The organism is Enterobacter sp. BNK-13 (genome assembly GCF_048685015.1).
In the GTDB taxonomy this organism is placed as follows: domain Bacteria; phylum Pseudomonadota; class Gammaproteobacteria; order Enterobacterales; family Enterobacteriaceae; genus Enterobacter; species Enterobacter quasiroggenkampii.
This window is the reverse complement of sequence record NZ_JBLQTP010000001.1, coordinates 3,313,834-3,330,732: the sequence shown is the minus strand read 5'-3', so window position 1 is coordinate 3,330,732 and position 16,899 is coordinate 3,313,834. Positions and strand designations below refer to the sequence as shown.

General features: G+C 56.5%; 15 protein-coding genes and 5 tRNA genes. 11 read left to right on the top strand and 9 right to left on the bottom strand.

The features are described 5' to 3' along the window. Window positions 1–149: 149 nt before the first annotated feature. The 11 genes from csrA to ACMGGQ_RS15995 all read left to right on the top strand — a co-directional run bounded on the left by csrA (window position 150) and on the right by ACMGGQ_RS15995 (window position 5,437). The gene (gene csrA / locus ACMGGQ_RS16045; protein ID WP_000906486.1) at window positions 150–335 is read left to right on the top strand and encodes a carbon storage regulator CsrA; all 186 of its coding nucleotides are present in this window, start codon (window positions 150–152) and stop codon (window positions 333–335) included. A gap of 342 nt (window positions 336–677) precedes the next feature. Beyond that, a tRNA-Ser gene (locus ACMGGQ_RS16040) sits at window positions 678–770 on the top strand. Window positions 771–774: 4 nt separating this feature from the next. Beyond that, window positions 775–851, top strand: a tRNA-Arg gene (locus ACMGGQ_RS16035). A gap of 64 nt (window positions 852–915) precedes the next feature. Beyond that, window positions 916–992, top strand: a tRNA-Arg gene (locus ACMGGQ_RS16030). A gap of 29 nt (window positions 993–1,021) precedes the next feature. After that, window positions 1,022–1,098 (top strand) — tRNA-Arg (locus ACMGGQ_RS16025). 27 nt (window positions 1,099–1,125) lie between these two features. Further along, a tRNA-Arg gene (locus ACMGGQ_RS16020) sits at window positions 1,126–1,202 on the top strand. A 117-nt stretch (window positions 1,203–1,319) separates the two neighbouring features. Further along, window positions 1,320–1,886: a fructose-1-phosphate/6-phosphogluconate phosphatase gene (gene yqaB / locus ACMGGQ_RS16015; protein WP_420290272.1), complete on the top strand. Its 567-nt coding sequence runs from the start codon at window positions 1,320–1,322 to the stop codon at window positions 1,884–1,886. Further along, window positions 1,883–2,311 carry a YqaA family protein gene (locus ACMGGQ_RS16010; protein WP_021241956.1) on the top strand — a complete coding sequence of 143 codons (429 nt, stop codon included), beginning with the start codon at window positions 1,883–1,885 and terminating at the stop codon, window positions 2,309–2,311. Before yqaB ends, ACMGGQ_RS16010 begins: the two co-directional genes overlap by 4 nt. Before the next feature lie 83 nt (window positions 2,312–2,394). Then, complete coding sequence (gene gshA / locus ACMGGQ_RS16005; RefSeq protein WP_420290271.1) at window positions 2,395–3,939, top strand: glutamate--cysteine ligase; 1,545 nt, start codon at window positions 2,395–2,397, stop codon at window positions 3,937–3,939. 153 nt (window positions 3,940–4,092) lie between these two features. Continuing rightward, window positions 4,093–4,608: an S-ribosylhomocysteine lyase gene (gene luxS, locus ACMGGQ_RS16000; RefSeq protein ID WP_014833019.1), complete on the top strand. Its 516-nt coding sequence runs from the start codon at window positions 4,093–4,095 to the stop codon at window positions 4,606–4,608. Window positions 4,609–4,672: 64 nt separating this feature from the next. Continuing rightward, window positions 4,673–5,437, top strand: a complete 765-nt coding sequence (locus tag ACMGGQ_RS15995) for an AraC family transcriptional regulator (RefSeq protein WP_420290270.1) — start codon at window positions 4,673–4,675, stop codon at window positions 5,435–5,437. On the opposite strand, the gene leuA is transcribed toward ACMGGQ_RS15995, so the two are convergent. The 9 genes from leuA to nrdF form a co-directional block, all read right to left on the bottom strand. Continuing rightward, window positions 5,424–7,079, bottom strand: a complete 1,656-nt coding sequence (leuA, locus tag ACMGGQ_RS15990) for a 2-isopropylmalate synthase (RefSeq protein ID WP_420290269.1) — start codon at window positions 7,077–7,079, stop codon at window positions 5,424–5,426. The genes ACMGGQ_RS15995 and leuA overlap by 14 nt on opposite strands. 204 nt (window positions 7,080–7,283) lie before the next feature. Further along, window positions 7,284–8,831 carry a multidrug efflux MFS transporter permease subunit EmrB gene (gene emrB, locus ACMGGQ_RS15985; RefSeq protein ID WP_420290268.1) on the bottom strand — a complete coding sequence of 516 codons (1,548 nt, stop codon included), beginning with the start codon at window positions 8,829–8,831 and terminating at the stop codon, window positions 7,284–7,286. Between the two features lie 16 nt (window positions 8,832–8,847). After that, window positions 8,848–10,020: a multidrug efflux MFS transporter periplasmic adaptor subunit EmrA gene (gene emrA, locus ACMGGQ_RS15980; protein WP_045909303.1), complete on the bottom strand. Its 1,173-nt coding sequence runs from the start codon at window positions 10,018–10,020 to the stop codon at window positions 8,848–8,850. A gap of 126 nt (window positions 10,021–10,146) precedes the next feature. Further along, window positions 10,147–10,677 (bottom strand): transcriptional repressor MprA, encoded by a 531-nt coding sequence (mprA, locus tag ACMGGQ_RS15975; RefSeq protein WP_023308933.1) that lies wholly within the window; start codon window positions 10,675–10,677, stop codon window positions 10,147–10,149. Window positions 10,678–10,990: 313 nt separating this feature from the next. Then, the gene (locus tag ACMGGQ_RS15970; protein WP_420290267.1) at window positions 10,991–12,175 is read right to left on the bottom strand and encodes an MFS transporter; all 1,185 of its coding nucleotides are present in this window, start codon (window positions 12,173–12,175) and stop codon (window positions 10,991–10,993) included. A gap of 162 nt (window positions 12,176–12,337) precedes the next feature. Then, complete coding sequence (proX, locus tag ACMGGQ_RS15965; protein WP_048029249.1) at window positions 12,338–13,333, bottom strand: glycine betaine/L-proline ABC transporter substrate-binding protein ProX; 996 nt, start codon at window positions 13,331–13,333, stop codon at window positions 12,338–12,340. A 9-nt stretch (window positions 13,334–13,342) separates the two neighbouring features. Beyond that, window positions 13,343–14,407: a glycine betaine/L-proline ABC transporter permease ProW gene (gene proW, locus ACMGGQ_RS15960; protein ID WP_248222190.1), complete on the bottom strand. Its 1,065-nt coding sequence runs from the start codon at window positions 14,405–14,407 to the stop codon at window positions 13,343–13,345. Next, the gene (gene proV, locus ACMGGQ_RS15955; RefSeq protein ID WP_008502574.1) at window positions 14,400–15,602 is read right to left on the bottom strand and encodes a glycine betaine/L-proline ABC transporter ATP-binding protein ProV; all 1,203 of its coding nucleotides are present in this window, start codon (window positions 15,600–15,602) and stop codon (window positions 14,400–14,402) included. Before proV ends, proW begins: the two co-directional genes overlap by 8 nt. A 330-nt stretch (window positions 15,603–15,932) precedes the next feature. Next, on the bottom strand, window positions 15,933–16,892 hold the full coding sequence (nrdF, locus tag ACMGGQ_RS15950) for a class 1b ribonucleoside-diphosphate reductase subunit beta (protein WP_126533948.1): 960 nt from the start codon (window positions 16,890–16,892) through the stop codon (window positions 15,933–15,935). Between the last annotated feature and the right edge of the window lie 7 nt (window positions 16,893–16,899).

Sequence of the window (16,899 nt, the reverse complement as noted above, 5' to 3'; positions counted from 1 at the left end):
GTATATCGGCTAAACTTACGTTTAACAGAATGTGATGCCGTGACTGCTTACACTTTACGTGTTTGTCATCGCTTACTTTTTGGCGTTATATGATGGATAATGCCGGGATACAAGAGACCCGACTCTTTTAATCTTTCAAGGAGCAAAGAATGCTGATTCTGACTCGTCGAGTTGGTGAGACCCTCATGATTGGGGATGAGGTCACCGTGACAGTTTTAGGGGTAAAGGGTAACCAGGTACGTATTGGTGTTAACGCTCCTAAAGAAGTATCTGTCCACCGTGAAGAGATCTACCAGCGTATCCAGGCTGAAAAATCCCAGCAGTCCAGTTACTGATATTGTCGCGTCTCGCTGTCGGGCGAGACGCAACCCTCCCGCTATTTTTCCTGCTCAAAGTTACCGTTTAATTTCAATCGCTCTCTTTTTAACCACTCCGCTACCCTTATCTCGTCCCAACACTGTCCTTTCTGCATCAGTTTTCTGTGAAGATGCCTGCAAAATCCGCTTATAAAACACCCTCTTTGCGGCTTTTACATGCGAATTGCGTGTGATTTGTGCAAACGATAAAAGCTTTTGGAAAATTGTTTGACTTATAAGTCCCAGAAAGTAATATATGCGCCACGCAGCGACGAGAAGCTCTTAACGAGTTGCTCGAAGCACTCGAAAGAGGCGTTGTGTGGTGAGGTGGCCGAGAGGCTGAAGGCGCTCCCCTGCTAAGGGAGTATGCGGTCAAAAGCTGCATCCGGGGTTCGAATCCCCGCCTCACCGCCATTTTGCATCCGTAGCTCAGCTGGATAGAGTACTCGGCTACGAACCGAGCGGTCGGAGGTTCGAATCCTCCCGGATGCACCATCTATTACTTCATATTGCTTTAGAAGTGATATGAATATCGAGCAGTACAGTAGTAAATCCCGATGCATCCGTAGCTCAGCTGGATAGAGTACTCGGCTACGAACCGAGCGGTCGGAGGTTCGAATCCTCCCGGATGCACCATTTACTATTTCTGAAAGCAGTACCCTGATGCATCCGTAGCTCAGCTGGATAGAGTACTCGGCTACGAACCGAGCGGTCGGAGGTTCGAATCCTCCCGGATGCACCATTACTGTTTCTAAAAGCATTTCCCGATGCATCCGTAGCTCAGCTGGATAGAGTACTCGGCTACGAACCGAGCGGTCGGAGGTTCGAATCCTCCCGGATGCACCATCTTCTCCTTCTTTGTTTATTCCTTCGACGTTCCGTCAGCAATCACACTCTCTGTCAGCGACAAAAACCACCATTTACGATAAAGTAATGCTTTGTTAATCGGTTAGCGAGAGCACGATGTACGCACAGTATGACGGTTTGATCTTCGATATGGATGGTACCCTTCTGGATACCGAACCCACGCATCGTCAAGCCTGGACCGACGTCCTGGGCCGCTACGGTATGCGTTTCGACCTTCAGGCGATGATCGCCCTCAACGGCTCCCCAACCTGGCGTATTGCACAGGCCGTGATTGAACTGAATCAGGCCGATCTCGACCCGCACCTGCTCGCACGCGAAAAAACCGATGCGGTAAAAGCCATGCTTTTGGATACCGTACGTCCTTTGCCGCTGATTGATGTGGTAAAAGAGTGGCACGGGCGTCGCCCGATGTCGGTGGGGACGGGCAGCGAAAGCGCGATTGCAGAGGCATTACTCAATCATCTTGGCCTGCGCCACTATTTCTCTGCCGTGGTTGCCGCCGATCATGTTAAACATCACAAGCCCGCACCGGACACCTTCCTGCTCTGCGCAGAATTAATGGGCGTCCCGGCGGCAAAATGCGTCGTGTTTGAAGACGCCGATTTCGGCATCCAGGCCGCGCGTGATGCTGGAATGGATGCGGTGGATGTGCACTTACTGTGAGTGACGCGCTGTCACTTGCCTCATTATTCGCCAGCAGTTTTCTCAGCGCCACGCTGTTACCGGGCAATTCGGAAGTGGTGCTGGTGGCGATGCTGTTGTCCGGCGTGAGTCAGCCCTGGCTGCTTGTAGTAATAGCAACAATGGGTAATAGCCTTGGAGGGCTGACTAACGTTATTCTTGGGCGTTTCTTTCCGCTGCGTGAAAAATCGCGCTGGCAGGAAAAGGCAGTCGGCTGGCTAAAACGCTATGGCGCTGCCACGCTGTTATTAAGCTGGATGCCTGTAATAGGCGATTTACTGTGTCTGCTGGCGGGATGGATGCGCATCTCCTGGGGACCGGTGCTCTTTTTTTTGTGCCTTGGCAAGGCGTTGCGTTATGTCCTCGTGGCATGGGCAACGCTGCAGGGTATGACGTGGTGGCACTAATTGGTGGAATGAATACGCGACCTTCAATCGTCAACCATTACAATTATGCTGAGTAACATTACTTTGACAGGCGGGAGGTCAATTTGATCCCGGACGTATCTCAGGCGCTGGCCTGGCTGGAAAACCACCCTCAGGCATTGAAGGGTATTCAGCGTGGTCTCGAGCGTGAAACGCTGCGCGTTAACGCGGACGGCAGTTTAGCGACAACGGGTCACCCGAAGGCGTTAGGCTCGGCGCTGACACATAAATGGATCACAACCGATTTCGCTGAAGCGCTGCTGGAGTTCATCACCCCAGTAGAGGGTGATATTGATCATATGCTGACGATCATGCGCGATATTCATCGCTACACCGCGCGCAACCTGGGCGACGAGCGCATGTGGCCCCTCAGCATGCCGTGCTATATCGAGCAGGGCCAGGAAATTGAGCTGGCACAGTACGGCACGTCAAATATCGGTCGGCTGAAAACGCTCTACCGTGAGGGGCTGAAAAACCGCTACGGCGCGTTGATGCAGACCATCTCTGGCGTGCACTACAACTTCTCGTTGCCGATGGCTTTCTGGCAGGCGAAATGTGGTGAAACGGATAAAGACACGATTTCTGAAGGCTACTTCCGCCTGATCCGCAACTACTACCGTTTCGGCTGGGTGATCCCGTATCTGTTTGGTGCCTCCCCGGCGATCTGTTCTTCGTTCCTGCAGGGGAAACCGACCACGCTGCCGTTCGAGAAGACCGACTGCGGAATGTACTATCTCCCGTACGCCACCTCTCTGCGCCTGAGCGATCTCGGTTATACCAATAAATCGCAAAGCAATCTCGGTATTACGTTTAACGAATTGCACGAATATGTGGCAGGATTGAAGCGGGCGATCAAAACCCCGTCGGAAGAGTACGAGAAAATCGGCCTCGAAAAAGACGGCAAGCGCCTGCAAATCAACAGCAATGTGCTGCAGATTGAAAACGAGCTGTATGCGCCTATTCGTCCTAAGCGCGTAACGCGCAGCGGCGAAACCCCGTCGGATGCGCTGCAGCGCGGCGGAATTGAATACATTGAAGTGCGCTCGCTGGATATCAACCCGTTCTCACCGATTGGCGTTGATGAACAGCAGATTCGCTTCCTGGATCTGTTTATGGTCTGGTGCGTGCTGGCGGATGCGCCGGAAATGAGTTCAGACGAATTGTTCTGCACCCGTACAAACTGGAACCGCGTGATTCTGGAAGGGCGTAAACCGGGTCTGACGCTGGGTATCGGCTGTGAAACGGCACAGTTCCCGCTGACCACAGTCGGCAAAGATCTGTTCCGCGATCTGAAGCGTGTTGCCCGGACAATGGACAGCATCGACGGCGGAGAGGCGTATCAACTGATCTGCGACCAGCTGGTGGAATGTTTTGATAATCCGGAACTGACGTTCTCAGCGCGCATTCTGCGTTCTATGATTGATCAGGGCATTGGTGGTACGGGGCGTTCACTCTCGGCGGAGTACCGTGAGATGCTGATCCAGGAGCCGTTAGAAGTGCTGAGCGAAGCGGATTTTGTAGCGGAACGCGATGCGTCCGTTGTGCGTCAGAAAGAGGTTGAAGCGGCGGATACCGAGTCGTTTGAGGCATTTCTGGCGAAGCAGGCTTAAGCAGAAAAGAAAAAGGCCACATCGCTGTGGCCAAAATATACATCTCTGAATTCAGGGATGATGATAACAAATGCGCGTCTTTCATATACTCAGACGCGCATTCTGTAGAAGAGTTCAGTTTATTTTAAAAAAAATCACTATCGGAGGTGACGTATGCCGTTATTAGATAGCTTTACTGTCGACCATACCCGTATGGAAGCACCTGCAGTCCGCGTGGCGAAGACCATGCACACCCCGCACGGCGACACGATCACCGTCTTCGATCTGCGTTTCTGCGTGCCAAACAAAGAAGTGATGCCGGAGAAAGGCATTCATACGCTGGAACACCTGTTCGCTGGCTTCATGCGTGACCACCTGAACGGCAACGGCGTTGAGATCATCGATATCTCTCCGATGGGCTGCCGTACCGGTTTCTACATGAGCCTGATTGGTCAGCCTGAAGAGAAACGTGTGGCAGATGCCTGGAAAGCGGCCATGCAGGACGTGCTGAAGGTGAAAGAGCAGAACCAGATCCCTGAGCTGAACGTTTACCAGTGCGGTACCTACCAGATGCACTCTCTGGAAGAAGCGCAGGAGATCGCGCGTCATATCATCGAGCGTGATGTGCGCGTGAACAGCAACGAAGAGCTGGCCCTGCCGAAAGAAAAACTGCAGGAACTGCACATCTAGTATTGTGCCTGTGGATGCCCGGTGGCGCTTCGCTTACCGGGCCTACATTGTGTTGGTGCCTCCTTTGACCACAACCTTAACCTTCTCCTTTACCCACCGTCCCCTCGTTCCGTTTGCCCATGATTACGTTCATGGTGACAGCGAACCCTGGCACAAGCACGACTGCGCGCAGCTGCTGCACACCCTGAGCGGCGTGGTACGGGTGGAGACCGCATCAGGCTGTTGGGTTGTTCCTCCTGGTCGCGGCGTCTGGCTGCCTGCGGGCACGCAGCATTCCTTGCGCATTACCGGCAACGTGGCGGCGCGAACGCTGTTTATCGATCCGCTGGCGCGGGCCGATCTCCCGGCCACCTGCCAGATCGTGCAGATCACGCCGCTGCTGCGCGAGCTGATCCTCGTCTGCCTTGCTTTACCTGAATCGTACTTACCCGGAAGCCGGGATGAGCGCGTCTATGAGCTCATTCTCGATGAAATCCGCACTATGCCGGTGCTGCCGTTTCACCTGCCGGAGCCGGAAAGTAAGGCGCTACGTCGCCTGTGTCTGCAAATCCGGCAACACCCGGGTGAAAGCTGGAGCAGCGCGCAGGCTGCGAGCATGATGAACATGAGCGAGCGCACGCTGAACCGCCATTTTCAGCAGCAGACGGGATTAAGCTACGGAGAGTGGTTGAGAAGGGCGCGCCTGCTGGAAGCCTTAGTGCGGCTGGCGCAGGGCCAGCCGGTATTACGCGTGGCGCTGGATCTGGGGTACGGCAGCCATAGCGCCTTTACGGCCATGTTCCGTCGGGTGATGGGGGTCTCTCCCAGCGATTACTTTAAGAACGACTGACGGCGTTAAAGAGCGCCTGAAGCGACGCGCGCGCCACGTCGCTATCAATGCCCACGCCCCAGCGGCTGCTGCCGTCCTGGAACAGACAGCGGATGTAGGCCACCGAGCGGCTGTCGCTGCGTTCACCTAACGTATGCTCGTGATAATCCTTAATCACGAACGGGGCGTTGACCCAGCGGCTCAGGCCGTGAGCGGCGGCGGAGAGCAGACCGTTGCCCTGACCTTCCAGCTGGCGCGTTCCTCCCTGTGTGACGACGCTGGCCGTCAAACGCAGCTGGCCGTCCTGCTGGCTGTCGCTGCGGTAGGATTGCAGCGCATAGTGCGGCGTTGCCACCAGGCCGTAGCGGGTGCGGAACAGCTGCCACAGCGCATTTTGCGTCATCTCTTTTCCGTGACGATCGGTTTCCTGCTGCACGTGCTGGCTGAAATCCTGCTGCAGGGCGCGGGGCAGTTTCAGCCCATGGTTTTGCTCAATCAGCCACGCGCTGCCGCTTTTTCCTGACTGGCTGTTTACGCGGATCACCGCTTCGTAGGTGCAGCCGATATCCTGGGGATCGACGGGCAGGTAAGGCATCTCCCAGCGATCGCCTGGCCTGCGGGCATCAAAGCCTTTTTTAATCGCGTCCTGGTGCGAACCGGAGAAGGCGGTATAGGCCAGCCGTCCTGCCCACGGATGGCGCGGGTGAACCGGCAGCTGATTGCAGGTTTCCACCACTTCCACCACCCGGTTCATATCGCTAAAGTCCAGATTCGGGCTAACCCCCTGGCTGTAGAGGTTCATTGCCAGCGTCACCAGGCAGACGTTGCCCGTACGTTCCCCGTTACCAAACAGACAGCCCTCCACGCGGTCAGCCCCCGCCATTACCGCCAGCTCCGCGCAGGCGACGCCGGTACCGCGGTCGTTATGTGGATGCACGCTGATGCAGACATCGCGGCGGCGGCTGAAGTAGCGACAGAAATACTCGATCTGGTCGGCATAGACGTTCGGCGTGCTCACTTCGACGGTGGCAGGTAAGTTGATCACCATAGGCCGCTCGTCGCACGGCTGCCAGATTTCCGCCACGGCTTCACAAATCTCCAGCGCAAACTCCGGCTCGGTAAAGCAGAAGGTTTCCGGAGAGTATTCATACTGCCAGCGGGTGTCGGGATTTTCCTCACACAGCTGGCGAATAAGTCGCGTCGAGCGCGTCGCCAGCTCAACGATTTGCGCTTTCTCCATGCCGAAGACCAGGCGGCGGAACAGCGGAGCGGTGGCGTTATACAGATGCACGGTAGCCTGCTTCGCGCCGCGCAGGGATTCAAAAGTGCGATGGATGAGATCTTCCCGTGCCTGAGTGAGCGCCTGAATCGTCACGTCATCCGGGATGCGTTTCTCTTCAATCAGCTGGCGAACAAAGTTGAAATCCGTCTGTGAGGCGGAAGGAAAGGCAACCTCGATCTCTTTGAATCCGCAGTCCAGCAGCAGTGCCCAGAACTGCAGCTTGCGGGCGCTGTCCATCGGCTCGGCAAGGGCCTGGTTGCCGTCGCGCAGGTCGGTCGAGAGCCAGCGCGGCGCGCGGGTGATGCGTTGTTCCGGCCAGCGACGGTCGGGCAGGGAAAGGGTGGGATAGGGTTGGTACTTGTCGGCGGGTGTGTTCAGCATGATGCGCTCCTGTTGTCTTTTCACTATCGTGAATCGATTTCAGGCGCGCTGCTTTATCGGAACTGACAATGGCTGTCGCGTTCTGGACACGGTGCGGTTTTTTGCCGGATGGCGGCTACGCCTTATCCGGCCTACGTTCGTAGGCCCGGTAAGCGTAGCGCCACCGGGCAACCGTCGCACAGAACGAGCAACCCGCGCACAAGACTAGTGCGCGCCGCCACCGCCGCCACCGGCACCAAACGGCGGTCTGGCAAACCACACCAGCCCCAGCAGGACGATAAAGATCCCTGCCGATATCCAGAAAATCTCGTTGGCCGAGATAATCAGCCCCTGGTTGGTGATCTGCTGGGCAATCCAGCCGGACGCCTGCTGCTCCGTCATTCCCATCCCCTGAAGCTGGCTATACATCTGCTGAGCATTCGGGTTGTACGGGTTCACCGCTTCGGTCAGCTGTGCGTGGTGCATCGATTCGCGGTTCGTCCACAGGGTGGTGGTGATCGACGTACCGATGGAGCCCGCCAGCGTACGGGTGAAGTTCGACAGGCTCGATGCGGCCGCCAGACGCTCGGGCGGTAAGCCAGAGAGCGTGATGGTGGTCAGCGGCATAAAGAAGCACGCCACCGCGAAGCCCTGAATGAACTGTGGCCACGCCGAGGCGCCAAAGTCCATTCCCGGCTCAAAGGTATACGCACGCCAGTAGAAGCACACCGCATACATAATGAAGCTGAACGTCACCAGCCGACGCATGTCGAGCTTATGGGCGAAGCGGCCAATTATCGGCGACAGCAGGACCGGGATCACCCCAACGGGTGCCGACGCCAGACCTGCCCAGGTGGCGGTATAGCCATACACCTCCTGCAACAGCTGCGGCAGCAGAACAATCGCGCCGAAGTAGAGCATATAGGCGAGGCTGATACACAGGCAGCCGATGGTGAAGTTTCGCGACTTAAACAGCGAGAGATCGACTATCGGGTTGTCGTCCGTCAGCTCCCAGACGATCAGGAAGCTGATCGACACCACCGCGACAATGGTCAGGATGATAATTTCCTGCGAGTTGAACCAGTCGAGCTCTTTACCGCGGTCGAGCATGATCTGCAGACTGCCGATACCCAGGATCAGCAGCGCCAGCCCGATGCTGTCGATACGCCGTTGTTCGGTGCGCGTCTCTCGTCCTCGCAGCGACTGCAGCGTCATCAATACCACGACAGCGCCAATCGGTACGTTGATGAAGAAGATCCAGCCCCAGTGGTAGTTATCGCTGATGTACCCGCCCAGAATCGGTCCGCAGATAGGCGCGACGATAACGGTCATCGACCAGAGCGCCAGCGCGACGGAACGTTTTGCGGGAGGGTAGTTGCTCAGCAGCAAACTCTGGGAAAGCGGGATCAGCGGCCCCGCGACAATCCCCTGAAGGACGCGGAAGAAAATCAGCATCGTCAGGCTGCTGGACATGCCGCACGCCCACGAGGCCAGTACAAACGCCACCGTGGACCAGAGGAACAGCTTCACCTCACCGACGCGCTTTGCCAGCCAGCCGGTGATCGGAATGGAGATGGCGTTTGCCACCCCAAACGAGGTAATGACCCAGGTCCCCTGGCTCAGCGACGAGCCAAGGTTACCGGCGATGGTTGGGATCGCCACGTTTGCGATGGTGGAGTCCAGCACCTGCATGAATGTCGCCAGCGACAGCGCAATGGTCATAATGACCAGCTGCGCGCCTTCCAGCGGTTTTTGCGGCTTTTGCTGTTGCATAACGCTCACCTTCGGATTAACCGGCGTTTGCCTTCACGATGTCATCGATCAGCTTGTTGACCGGATCGAGGCTAATTTCACGGGCGTTACTTTCATAAGCCGGGCTGCTACGCACCTGGCTTGCCAGGATCTGACCGTCGCGGTTGGCGGTGTCAACCGTCACCAGCGTTGACAGGCCGATACGCAGCGGGTGATCCGCCAGCTGCTTAGCATCCAGTTCGATACGCACGGGCAGACGCTGTACGACTTTGATCCAGTTACCGGTGGCGTTCTGCGCAGGCAGCAGGGAGAAGGCGCTGCCGGTCCCCATATCCAGACCCACCACTTTCCCGGTGTACTTCACGTCATCGCCATAGATGTCGCTGACAACCGTCGCGGTCTGGCCGATACGCATATGGGCAAGCTGCGTCTCTTTAAAGTTGGCGTCGACCCACAGGTTGTCTGCCGGTACGACCGCCATCAGCGGCGTGGTTGGGCTGATCTGCGCCCCTGGCTGGACGGAACGACGGGAGACATAGCCGGTCATTGGGCTGACGATTTTAGTACGCTGCAGGGCAAGCCACGCGTTGCGCACTTCGGTCGCCGCCTGCTGAACGGCGGGCTGGTTTTCCAGGCTGGTGCCCAGCACCATCGCCTGGTTGGCGTTGTACTGTTGAATGGCCACATCCAGCTGTGCCTGAGCGCTGGCGACGGCGTCGCGGGCGTGCTGCAGCTCTTCACGGCCAATCAGGTTGGCGGTGCCGAGCGGCACGCGGCGGTTCAGGTCGCTCTGCGCCTGTGCGAGTGCGGTTTTCTGCACGTCGATGTTGGCCTGCAGCTGCTTGCTGTTGATCATCAGCTGGCGGGTCTGACGGACGCTGGAGGCCAGCGCGGTCTGTGCTTTTTCAAACGCCTGCTGGGCGTCGGTTGGATCGAGGGTCACCAACACATCGCCTTTTTGCACAAAGTCGGTATTGTCAGCCCAGACTTTCGTCACGCTGCCCGACACCTGCGCCATAATTTGTACCTGGTTCCCTGCCACGTACGCGTCGTCAGTCTCTTCAGCATGACGCAGTACTAAAAACCAATAGATCCCATATGCCACGGCAATAATGATAAAGAGCAAGGTCAACAGAAGAAGGGCGCTCTTACGTTTGCCTTTCTTGTTGGCCGGTTGCTGCGGGGTAGTGCTCTCCGCATTTGCGCTCATTGTTGTTCTCCACGATCTTCTTATTTTCACATCGGCTGAGCCGACCTGTTGTCAGAAAGGCCAGCAGTGTGACGTGCTGGCCTGTCGGTTTTCTTATGAATCTGGAATGGTGAGCGTGTCGTCGCGTTAGCGCAGCGCCTCAAGAACGGCGCCGTCTTCATCCATCTGGTCCAGACGGGTGAGCAGCTTGCGAGTGATGTGCTCAAGCTGGTCACGCTCGGCGGTGCTGAGGGCGGACCAGAGTTTGTGCAGGCAATTGTGCTGAGGTGGCAGCACCTCGCGCAGGAACTGGTGACCTTTATCGGTCAGTTGCAGATGCAGGCAGCGGCGATCGTTGTCGCTTTCACGGCGCTCAATCCAGCCACGCTTTTCGAGCTCATCGGCAATTCGGGTCGCATTGGTACGGGAGGAGCCCAGCGCGCAGCTCAGCTCGGAAGGCTGAATGCTGTGGTTTTCCTGAGACTCCAGCGTGATCAACGCCATAAACAATGTCTCGTTAATCCCTTGAGCTTTCAGCATTTTATTACGGTTTTCCAGTAGCTTACCCTGCATGTGCATGCACAGGCGAGTCAGCAGGATTTCCTGGTACGGGAAGTCCTCATGGCGACTGGCGCGGAATTTAAGCATTTGTTCAATGGGCGTAAACGAACTATCCATTTGGGCATAACCTCATTAATTACAGCCGATATAGTAACGATAGTGACAAATAATGTAAATGAATTATTTGTGCGGTTATATCCGCCAAATTAATGTCACCATCAGAAAGCGCCGGGTAAGTCCGTGACCCGGTGAGCACAGAAAGCGTAGGGTGTGAACCCGCTGAAGAGAGGATGTGAGGACGGGGGTCTGAACTATTCATGCCGATTGTAAATATGTCACCCACATTAAAATTTCTGGGATAAATGATTACGTTTACATTAACAGAGTGAAGGGCCTCTTAACACCCTAAGAGGCCAACGCAATGTAAAACTTAATGAATTGCATCCTGACGATGGTAGCCGTGCCACCATACTAGCAGGTTAAGCGTGGCGACGATGGCGCCGATCGCACATACCCCTGACCAGCCGGCATGCTGCCACACCGAGGCGGAAATGAGCGAGCCCGCCGCGCCGCCAATGAAGTAGCTGGTCATGTACCCGGCCGTCAGGCGGTTACGCGCCTCTGGCTTCACGCGATAGATGACGGTCTGATTGGTGATGTGAACGCCCTGCACGGTGAGATCGAGCACCAGAATACCGACGATCAGCGCCAGCACCGAGACGTGCCCATACCAGATTGCCGCCCAGGAGAGCAGGAGTAATACCAGCCCCGCGGAGGTGGTCAGATGGGATTTGCCCTTGTCGGCCAGCCCGCCTGCGGGACGTGCGCCCAGTGCGCCTGCGGCACCGGCCAGACCGAACAGGCCAATCACCCCTTCGGAATAATTGAACGGCGGCGCGGCCAGCAGAAACGCCATCGACGTCCACAGAATGCTGAAGTTGGCGAAGGTGAAGCAGCCCAGCAGGGCTCGGGTGCGCAGAAGCTTATCCTGGGTGAACAGGCTGAAAACGGAGGCCAGCAGCTGCGGGTAGTTCAGGTGATTTTCCTGCTTCACTTTTGGCAGCCCGCGCCACAGCGCCAGCGCCATGACGACCATCAGCACGCTCGCCACCCAGTATACGGTGCGCCAGCCGCCGAGGCTTGCCAGCAGCCCGGCAACGGTACGCGCCAGCAAAATCCCCAGCAGCAGGCCGCTCATGATGGTGCCCACCACCTTGCCGCGTTTTTCCGGGGAGGCGAGGGTCGCTGCGAGCGGAACCAGGATTTGCGCGACCACGGAGAACAACCCCGTCAGCGCAGTACCGATAATCATCATCGTCAGCGACTGGCTGCTGGCGGTGATCAGCATCCCACCGGCGGCCAGCAGGGTCATGGAGACGATCAGCATTCGGCGTTCAAACATATCGCCGAGCGGCACCAGGAACAGCAGCCCGGCGGCATAACCGAGCTGGGCTGCGGTGACAATAAAGCCTGCTGAACTGGCGGAAAGGTCAAACGCGCGGGTGATGGTGTCGAGAAGAGGTTGCGCGTAATAGTTGCTGGCGACGGCCAGACCCGTGGCCACGGACATTAAAAGAATGAGTGCGGGGCTAAGCCCTTGAGCTGTTTTTGTCATTAGTTTCAGGAATCGTTAGTTAAGTGATTATTTTTCCGGAAACCATAATAGCGAATGATTGTGAATGTTGGGGGATTGTTGTGTGTGTGTTTGTGCGGTTAGCCCTCACCCTCTTCCCTTTGGGATGTACAGGGGAGAGGGTGAGGGGTAGGGTTTTGTTTTTTACTTCTGCGCCTCAAGCGCCTCTTTCACCCAGCCGTCAAACTGCTGCTGGTGGGCTTTGATCCAGCCGTCGACGTGGCCTTTGACATCTGCCTCAGACGATTTACCCGCGTGCATCATCGCGTTCTGGGCGTTGATGTCCGCCAGCGGCAGCTTCATCACCGAGAACAGCTTCGCCGCGGCCGGGTTTTTCTCGGCCCAGGCTTTGTTCGCCACGATATGCATGGTGTTCACCGGGAAGCCGTAGTTCATGCCGTTCGGCAGTTTGGTGTCGATATCTTTCTGCTCGCCCGGCAGGGAGGAGAACGGTACCTGCAGCCACACCACGTCTTTCCCCGGCTTCAGCACGTCGCTCACCCAGTATGGCGTCCAGGTGTAGTAAATCACCGGTTTACCCTCTTTGAAGCGGGCAATGGTGTCGGCCATCATCGCAGAATAGTTGCCGTGGCTCACGTCGACCGTTTTCGCCAGATCGAACGCCTTGTTCTGGTGGTTAATCACCGCTTCGCAGCCCCAGCCCGGCGAGCAGCCCATCATGTCGGCCTTGCCGTCACCGTTGGTGTCGAACAGTTTGGCGATCTTCGGATCCTTCAGCTGTTCGATATTGGTGATGTGGTACTGGTCGGCGGTTTTCTTGTCGATCAGATATCCCTGCGCCGCGCCGGTGACAAAGGTGCCTTCACGGTAGAATTTCTTGTCGCCACCGGCGGCGGCATACATGTCATCGTGCAGCGGCTGCCAGTTCACGGCGGTGAAGGTGGCGTCACCGGAGGCAATCGAGGTATAGCCCACGTTGTAATCCACTTCGCTCGGCGTGTTAACCGTGTAGCCGAGTTTTTCCAGCGCGCGGCTGACGATCAGGGTCTGGAAGCTCTCTTCCGAAATGGTGCTCTGCACCGGCTGCACGGTAATGCCTTTGCCCGGCAGATCAGCCGCGAACGTGCTGGTGGAGACAAGGGTGGCAAACGCTGTGGCAAAAAGGACGTTATGTCGCATCGTTGTTCCTTATTTTCTAAAGGGGCGGGTGAGTAACCCGACAGGGCCGGTGGAATACCAGCGACGGTTGCCGCGACTGCGTGAATCGCGACCGACGGCCTGGGTCAGGCGGTCAAGAATAATGGCGAGGATCACGATCCCGACGCCGCCGACGGTGGCCAGCCCCATGTCGAGACGGCCAATGCCGCGCAGTACCATCTGACCGAGACCGCCAACGGCGATCATCGAGGCAATCACCACCATCGACAGAGCCAGCATCAGCGTCTGGTTAACGCCCGCCATGATGGTTGGCATGGCCAGCGGGAGCTGAACCTTAAACAGCATCTGGCGCGGGCTGGCACCGAACGAGCGTGACGCTTCGATCAGGTCCGCAGGCACCTGGTTGATCCCGAGAATGGTCAGACGAATAATCGGCGGCAGGGCGAAGATAATGGTGACCACCACGCCCGGCACGTTGCCGATGCCGAACAGCATCACAATCGGCACCAGATAGACGAAGGCCGGGGTGGTCTGCATTGCATCCAGTAGCGGACGGATAATCTTCGCCGCCCGCGGGCTGCGCGCCAGCCAAATCCCCATCGGCAGGCCGATGACAACGCAGAAGAGCAGGGCGGTCAGCACCAGCGCCAGGGTGATCATCGCCTGCGACCAGGCCCCAATCGCGCCGATGGCAATCAGCGAAATCAGCGTGGCGACACCCATGCCGGCGCTGCCAAACTGCCAGGCGATCAGGGAGAACAGGATAATCGCCACCGGTGCCGGCATGCCCAGCATCAGCTGCTGGAAGCCGTTCAGGATGTAATCCACCGGGATGCGGATCCCCTGGAACACCGGGCGGAAGTGCGTCACCACCCAGTCGATCCCCTCCGTGACCCAGCTGTCCAGCGGGATCAGCGTTTTATGGAACGGGTCCATGATGTTGAAGTGTTCTGGCGCAGGCGCGGGGGCGCTGTTCAGCCAGTCTGCCGCGCCGCCGCCGTCGGCGGGGGCTGGCGTGGAACCCCACGCGTCGGCGGATTGTGCAGCGTTATCCGCCGCTTCAGTGGTACCCCACGGGTTAGTTTGGTCAGCCATTGTTTGCCCCCTCGCGATCTAAAGCCTGCAGCAGCATCCGCTTTGAGATGATGCCGACGTACTGTTGTTCCTCACCCACGACCGGCACGGCGCACGGCGCCTGCCCTACGTGAGAGAGCAACTCGCTGAGCGGCGTTTCGGCGTCCACGGCAAGCGGAGCGTCAATCAACGCCGCATCGATCCCCTGGTTTTCGCTGAGCGCGGTTTTCAGAGAGTCGATGGAGACAACGCCGACAAATTTATTGCCGCGTTCAACCAGATAACCGTATTCACGGTCTTCGTCCTGCAGCAGCTTAAGCGCCGAGCGCGGGCCGAAGCCTGGGGTTTTACGAATAATGCCGTTTGGCGTTCGACGGGCAATATCTTTGGCGCTAAAGACCTGGCTAATATCCACGCCGCGGAAGAAGGTGCGGACATAATCATTCGCCGGATTATTCAGTATTTCATCCGGCGTGCCGACCTGCACCACTTCACCATTTTGCATAATGGCAATACGGTCGCCAATACGCATGGCTTCATCCAAATCGTGGGAAATAAAGACAATGGTTCGCTGATGTTTCGCCTGTAATTTTACCAGCTCATCCTGCATCTCGGTGCGAATTAACGGATCGAGGGCGGAGAAAGCTTCGTCCATTAATAAAATGTCTGGATTAATGGCTAATGCGCGGGCTAATCCCACGCGCTGACGCATACCGCCGGAAAGTTCATCCGGGTACGCATGCGCATAATTTTCCAGCCCTACCTGGCGCAGGGCATCAAGGGCTTTTTCCTGACGTTCCTGCGCAGGCGTGCCGGCTAATTCCATGCCAAAGGCGGTATTATCCAGTACCGTCATGTGCGGCATCAGCGCGAATGACTGGAATACCATCGCAATCTTCTTTCTGCGCACCTCGCGAAGCTCGGCGTCTGATATTCTGGCGATATCCACGCCGTCAATCAGTACCTGTCCGCGGGTGGGTTCAATCAGGCGATTGAGAAGGCGAACCATAGTGGATTTACCCGAACCGGATAATCCCATGATGACAAAAATCTCGCCTTCTTCAATGGCCAGACTGGCGTCTTTAACGCCAAGCGATAGCCCGGTTTTTTCCAGAATTTGCTCTTTCGAAAGGCCTTTCTCAATATATTTGAATGCGCGCTGCGGATGCTCGCCAAATACTTTATAAAGATTTTTCACTTCTAATTTAATTGCCATGCAATAGAGAGTGTCCTGTTATTTGTTTATGTCGATATGATTACCATGGTAAATTGTTAACGGGCATAACCCTAACATACTGAGAATCTGAGACAACCCTGGGTTTGCTTATGACGTGAATTTTCAGGGAAGCGAAACGGCTGAATTTCCCATGAGTAAAGGGCTGAGCGTGATCTGAATTTTTCTCAATTTTTTGCTGTGGCGCAGGAGAATTTCGCCTGAATCGGGTGATTCAGGCGAATATGACGCAGAAATGACAGTGTAGTTGCTTTGTAAATATTAGAGAGGAAATTGTTGGGTTTATATTAAATTAACGAACGTTAACGTTCGTTAAAAATCCCAGTCTTCATCCTCAGTTTCCACCGCTTTGCCCATCACGTACGATGAACCCGACCCGGAGAAGAAATCGTGGTTTTCGTCGGCGTTGGGCGACAGCGCGGACAGAATCGCCGGGTTCACCTCCGCCATCTCCGGTGGGAACAGCGCCTCATAACCCAGGTTCATCAGCGCCTTGTTGGCGTTGTAGCAAAGGAAGGCCTTCACGTCTTCCTCCCAGCCGGTACCAGCGTAGAGTTCTTCGGTATAGCTCAGCTCGTTGTCGTACAGATCCATCAGCAAATCGAGCGCAAAACCTTTTAGCTCCTCTCGCTCCGCGTCGCTGACCTTTTCCAGCCCTTTCTGATACTTATAGCCGATGTAATACCCGTGCACCGCTTCATCACGAATGATGAGGCGAATCAAATCGGCGGTGTTGGTGAGCTTGCCCCGGCTCGACCAGTACATGGGCAGCCAGAAGCCAGAATAGAAGAGGAAGGATTCCAGAAACACGCTGGCGATCTTCTTCTTCAGCGGCTCGTCGTTCCGATAATACGTCAGCACCAGCTCCGCCTTTCTCTGTAGTGACTCGCTTGCTTCACTCCATGCGTAGGCTGCGTCCACGTCTTTGGTCTGGCACAGCGTGGAGAAAATCGAACTGTAGGAGCGGGCGTGCACCGCCTCCATAAAGCTGATGTTCGACATCACCGCCTCTTCGTGCGGCGTCAGCGCGTCACTCATCAGAGCCGGTGCGCCGACGGTATTTTGAATGGTGTCGAGCAGCGTCAGGCCGGTAAAGACGCGGATCGTCAGCTGCTGCTCGGCGTGACTCAGGGTTTGCCAGGCCGGAATATCGTTGGAGAGCGGAACCTTTTCCGGCAGCCAGAAGTTGCTGGTCAGGCGGTTCCATACCTCCAGGTCTTTATCGTCCTGGATTTTGTTCCAGTTAACGGCACTCACGCGTGACAGTTTCATCCTTTCT

Bases quoted from the DNA above. Each gene is read 5' to 3' on its own strand.
- csrA (WP_000906486.1), top strand. From the start codon at position 150: ATGCTGATTCTGACTCGTCGAGTTGGTGAGACCCTCATGATTGGGGAT.
- yqaB (WP_420290272.1), top strand. From the start codon at position 1,320: ATGTACGCACAGTATGACGGTTTGATCTTCGATATGGATGGTACCCTT.
- luxS (WP_014833019.1), top strand. From the start codon at position 4,093: ATGCCGTTATTAGATAGCTTTACTGTCGACCATACCCGTATGGAAGCA.
- leuA (WP_420290269.1), bottom strand. From the start codon at position 7,079: ATGCTGAACACACCCGCCGACAAGTACCAACCCTATCCCACCCTTTCC.
- emrB (WP_420290268.1), bottom strand. From the start codon at position 8,831: ATGCAACAGCAAAAGCCGCAAAAACCGCTGGAAGGCGCGCAGCTGGTC.
- emrA (WP_045909303.1), bottom strand. From the start codon at position 10,020: ATGAGCGCAAATGCGGAGAGCACTACCCCGCAGCAACCGGCCAACAAG.
- mprA (WP_023308933.1), bottom strand. From the start codon at position 10,677: ATGGATAGTTCGTTTACGCCCATTGAACAAATGCTTAAATTCCGCGCC.
- ACMGGQ_RS15970 (WP_420290267.1), bottom strand. From the start codon at position 12,175: ATGACAAAAACAGCTCAAGGGCTTAGCCCCGCACTCATTCTTTTAATG.
- proX (WP_048029249.1), bottom strand. From the start codon at position 13,333: ATGCGACATAACGTCCTTTTTGCCACAGCGTTTGCCACCCTTGTCTCC.
- proW (WP_248222190.1), bottom strand. From the start codon at position 14,407: ATGGCTGACCAAACTAACCCGTGGGGTACCACTGAAGCGGCGGATAAC.
- proV (WP_008502574.1), bottom strand. From the start codon at position 15,602: ATGGCAATTAAATTAGAAGTGAAAAATCTTTATAAAGTATTTGGCGAG.
- nrdF (WP_126533948.1), bottom strand. From the start codon at position 16,892: ATGAAACTGTCACGCGTGAGTGCCGTTAACTGGAACAAAATCCAGGAC.